This is a genomic window from Streptomyces sp. MnatMP-M17, assembly GCF_900091995.1.
Taxonomy (GTDB): Bacteria; Actinomycetota; Actinomycetes; order Streptomycetales; family Streptomycetaceae; genus Streptomyces.
Genome location: NZ_FMDK01000965.1, coordinates 1 through 4,542, shown reverse-complemented (window position 1 = coordinate 4,542; position 4,542 = coordinate 1). Strand labels below are relative to the sequence as shown.

Genomic DNA, 4,542 nt, shown 5'->3' with positions numbered 1-4,542 from the left:
GGCCCGTGGACGGAACTTCCGTCCACGGGCCGCCTGTACGCCGTTCTGCCGGACTCCCGGAGGCGGGAGCTGCCCTGGGTGGCCATGTTCTCCCGAGCTGCCACGAAGTGACAAGTAACTCAGCGTGTCGTTAGGGCCTTGGTTTCCAGCGGGGTTCAGGAACTTCGGGGCCGGTGAGGGCGGCGAAGTCGGCGTGAGCCTGCTCGACGGCTTCGGGATACGCCTCGCGCTTGGCGTGTTCGGCGAGCGCCCGGTAGATACTGGCGGCAGAGGGGCTCTGTCCCTGCGACCGCGCCGCCGCGCGAGCGGCAGGGCGAGCCGGGCTGCGCGCCACACTTCGGACAGGCGTGCAGTTCGACGTCGTCGGCGTCCGACCGGTTGGTTGGGGAGGGCTGCTGCGGGTCCGTAATGAGCTCGGATTTTCGCACAATGCAAGTCTCAGAAGGGGGTCCGTCCCGCTTTTGAGTGAGAACGGTTTCTGAGAGCGAATCCGGGATCGGTAGGGGTCCGGCGGCGCGTGATTGATCTTGCTCGCGCAAAGGAACATTTGCGAGAATTGCCGTGCGTGACGATCGTTACGCACGGCGACATCACGGTAGGTGGCAGTCATGCGAAGGGGCGGGGAGCGGAACCAGCGCTACCGCTGATCACTCTTCCGATGTTCCTCGGCCAGGCCGTGCTGCTGCCGAGGAACAGGTGGGCTGCTGGTCCGGTGCCACGGTCGCCCGCAAAGTCCCGGCGAAGTGGAGATGGCTGAGCCTTGCGGGGCCGTTTGGTTGCTGCTTCGGGTGCGGCACCGAGGTGTGATGGACCGGGCCCGGGCCGAGGATGGACGTCAGAGGTGTGCCCATGAACTCTTTTGCCAGCGCAGCGCCGGTGCGCCATTTGGTGGCCGCCGTCTCCGCGCATCTGGAGCCGTTCCTCCTCGCGGTCACGGCGGCGGCTTTGACGACTGGCGGTGTGGCCTGGGTCGCCGGTGCCGACGGTCTCGCGGATCTGCTGTGGGGCCTGGGGACTGTGTTCGCCATCGTTCCGGCGGTGGGGTGGGTCGTGGCTGCGTTGCGGCGTGGCCATGCGGGGGTGGATCTGATTGCGGTTCTGGCTCTCGGCGGCACCCTGGGTGTGCGCGAGTACCTGGCCGGCGCGCTGATCGCTCTGATGCTAGCCACCGGCCGCACTCTCGAAGCCGCGGCCCAGCGGCGGGCCTCCCACGATGTGCGGGCCCTTGTGGAACGCGTGCCCCGTACGGCGCGGCGCCACACCGATGTCGGAGTGCGCATGGTGCCGCTTGCCGAGGTGGAAATCGGTGACCTGCTCGTGGTGGGTCCGGGAGAAGTGGTCCCGGTTGACGGCCATGTGGAGAGCGCCCTCGCCGTGTTGGACGAGTCGGTGCTCACCGGGGAGTCTTTGCAGGTCGAGCGTGCGAAGGACGAAGCAGTACGCAGCGGGGTGGTCAACGCCGGCGGCGCCTTCGACCTGAGGGCCACCGCAACTGAGCAGGACAGCGCCTATGCCGAGATTGTGAGGCTGGCCCGGCAGGCCGGCGCGGAATCGGCTCCCGTGGTCCGCCTGGCCGACTGGTATGCGGCCTGGTTCCTGCCCCTGTCCCTGGCGGTGGCCGGGCTGGCCTGGCTCCTGAGCGGCTCCGCGGTCCGGGCAGTGGCGGTCCTGGTGGTCGCCACGCCGTGCCCGCTGCTGCTGGCCGCGCCGGTCGCGATCGTCTCCGGCCTGTCTCGCGCCTCACGGCTGGGTGTGGTGGTCCGCGGCGGTGGTGCTCTGGAGAACCTTGGCCGGGCCCGCACCCTGCTGCTGGACAAGACCGGCACTCTCACCGGCGGCTGTCCTCGCGTCCTTGACGTCGCTGCTGCACCAGGGTGGAAGCCGGCGCAGGTGCTGTGCCTGGCGGCGGCGCTCGACCAGTACTCGCCGCACGTGCTGGCCCACGCCATCGTCGACGCCGCCCGGGAGCGCGGACTGGCACTGCCCGTCGTGGAGGACGTCACTGAGGAGCCCGGCCGGGGTGCCTCGGGAACCGTGGACGGGCAGCGGGCGTCCGTCGGCCGGATCGACACCGCGGACGCCGTGCCGTCCTGGGCCAGAGCGGTGGACAACCGCGCGCTGCTCGACGGTGCGGCCGTCGCCTGGCTGACCGTCGCCGGGCACGTGGTCGGCGCTGTCCTTCTACGCGATCCCATTCGTTCCGACGCCCCCAGGACTCTGCGCCACCTGCGGACGGCGGGTATCGAGCGGATCTTGATGCTCACGGGTGACCGTGCCGAGCCCGCGCACGAAGTCGCTGCCGTTCTCGGTCTCGACGGCGTATGGGCCGAGCTCAGCCCCGCGGACAAGGTCGCCGCGGTCCGCGCCGAACGCGAGCGCGCCGTAACCGTCATGGTCGGCGATGGTGTCAACGACGCCCCCGCGCTCGCCGTGGCGGACATCGGGGTGGCCATGGGCGCCCGCGGCTCCACCGCTTCCTCCGAGGCCGCTGACATCGTCCTGACCACCGATCGTGTGGACCGCCTCGCCGATGCGGTCGCCATCGCCGGACGCGCCCGGCGCATCGCCGTGCAGAGCGCGCTGGGCGGCATGCTGATGTCGCTCGCTGCCATGGCCGCGGCCGCCGTCGGCCTGCTTCCGCCCGCCGCCGGTGCCCTGCTCCAGGAGGGCATCGACGTCGTGGTCATCCTCAACGCCCTGCGGGCCCTGCGTGTCGACCGGGCGATGCGACCGGCTCTCACCCCGGCCGCCGAAGTGCTCATCCGCCGTTTCGCGGGCGAGCACGATGATCTGCGGGATGTCGTCGAGGCGGTACGCGCTGCCGCCGACCGCCTATCCGACAGCTCCGGTCCTCAGGCCCTGGCGGCCGTCGAGGAAACATACCGGCTGCTGACCGAGCGGCTTCTGCCGCACGAGTACGCCGAGGAGCACCAGCTCTACCCCGCGCTCGCTCCCACGCTCGGCGGCCCCGAGGCCACCGCCACCATGAGCCGTGCCCATACCGAGATCGAGCGTCTTTCCCGGCGCGTCGCCACGCACCTGCGCCTGGCCCACGCCCGCGGCGGCCTGGACGCCGATCAGCTCGACGATCTGCGTTCCTGTCTCTACGGACTGCACACCGTCCTGCGCCTGCATTTCTCCCAGGAAGAGGAGAACTACTTCTCCTTGGCTCCGTGAGACGAAGACGTCTGCGGGGACTGACCGCTCAGCCGGGCTCATTTCCGGTCGGCAGGACTCACGGCCCATCCGGAGCCTGAGGACTCGGCAGGTGCGACGGCAATGTTGCACCTTGGACAATGCTCCATACACGCGCCCCTCCTGCGCGCGGACGGATCTGCCGCATAATCTCTGAAAAAGCAGATATCTGGGCGAATGTTCCCTTGTGTGCCTGTCGGAGGAGACCCCTGTGGATGTTGGGCTGATCAACGGCCTTCCCGGCCACCCCCTCTTCGTTCACGGGGCAGTGGTGCTGGTCCCGCTGACGGCGTTGGTGCTCGTGGTCTGTGGGCTGTGGTCTTCGGCGGCGCGCAGGGTCGGCTGGGTGCTGCCGGTGATGGGGCTGGTCACTCTTGTCCTGGTGGTGCTGACCACCGAATCCGGCGAGTGGCTGGAGGAGCGGGTACGGGAGAGTGCACTGGTGGAAGAGCACTCCGAGATGGGATCCGGTCTCACTCCATGGGCGATCGCCCTGTTCGTGCTGACGGTCGCCGCCTGGCTGCTCGGCCGCGCCGGCTCTCGCCGGGAACGCGACCGCCGCGGCGAGGCCGGCAGCCCCGCTGGGCACGGGACTGCGGCCGTGGCCCGGCTGACCTCTTCGCTTTTCGTGCGCGTCGTAGTGCTGGTGATCGCCTTGGTCGTGGCCGTCGGCGCGGTCATCCAGGTGTACCGGATCGCTGACTCGGGTGCAAAGGCTGCCTGGGAGGGCCGCTTCTCAACGAGCCGGTCGGGCGCCGGGCGGTGACACGGCAGCAGCGACGTCACAGGCAGTCCGGCCGACCTGGGTGAGGCGTCGGCCGGACTGCCTCGCGTGATGCGGGCGGCTGGTCTCCGGGTGCGGCCAGGGCGGTCAGCGCAGCTGGTCGAGTGCCTTCTGGAAGGCGGCTGCGTGCTTGGCCTCGTCGGCGGCGGTGTTGCGCCAGTAGCGGGCGGCGGCGGTGTCGCCGACGGCGGTGGCGCGCTTGACGAACCCCGGGTACACGGTGGTCGCTTCGTTGTGCTCCCCGGTGATGGCGGTGCGCAGGTTCTCCCTCAGGTTCTCCGGTTCCTCCTGCTTGCCCAGCGGCGAGACCTTGATCCACGGCTCGCCGTGCCGGCGCACGATGTCCACCCCGCCGGTGGTGCCCAGTTCCAGCGCCGTGTCGAAGCGGGTCAGCACCTCCCTCAGCCGCTTCTGGAGGGCCCCGATGAACTTCTCCGGGTCCTGCGGCTGGCGGATCGCGTCGTAGTGCACATCGCGGTTTCCGAGCCCACCAGCCGGGCGATACGCCCGGGCGTCGGCGGCTCCAGCCGGTCGTTGCGGCAGCGGGCCACCACCGCCTTCGC

3 protein-coding genes are annotated in these 4,542 nt (G+C 70.1%); 2 read left to right on the top strand and 1 reads right to left on the bottom strand.

The window, feature by feature from the left end; all coding sequences use genetic code 11:
- Nucleotides 1-849: 849 nt before the first annotated feature.
- Nucleotides 850-3,177 carry a heavy metal translocating P-type ATPase gene (locus tag GA0115259_RS34245; protein ID WP_093604128.1) on the top strand — a complete coding sequence of 776 codons (2,328 nt, stop codon included), beginning with the start codon at nucleotides 850-852 and terminating at the stop codon, nucleotides 3,175-3,177.
- 229 nt (nucleotides 3,178-3,406) lie between these two features.
- The gene (locus tag GA0115259_RS34240) at nucleotides 3,407-3,961 is read left to right on the top strand and encodes a DUF2231 domain-containing protein (protein WP_093604126.1); all 555 of its coding nucleotides are present in this window, start codon (nucleotides 3,407-3,409) and stop codon (nucleotides 3,959-3,961) included.
- A 105-nt stretch (nucleotides 3,962-4,066) separates the two neighbouring features.
- Here the strand turns inward: GA0115259_RS34240 and GA0115259_RS42430 are convergent.
- Nucleotides 4,067-4,542, bottom strand: a 476-nt coding sequence (locus GA0115259_RS42430) for a ferritin family protein (protein WP_345941063.1), incomplete at its 5' end; no start/stop codon positions are given.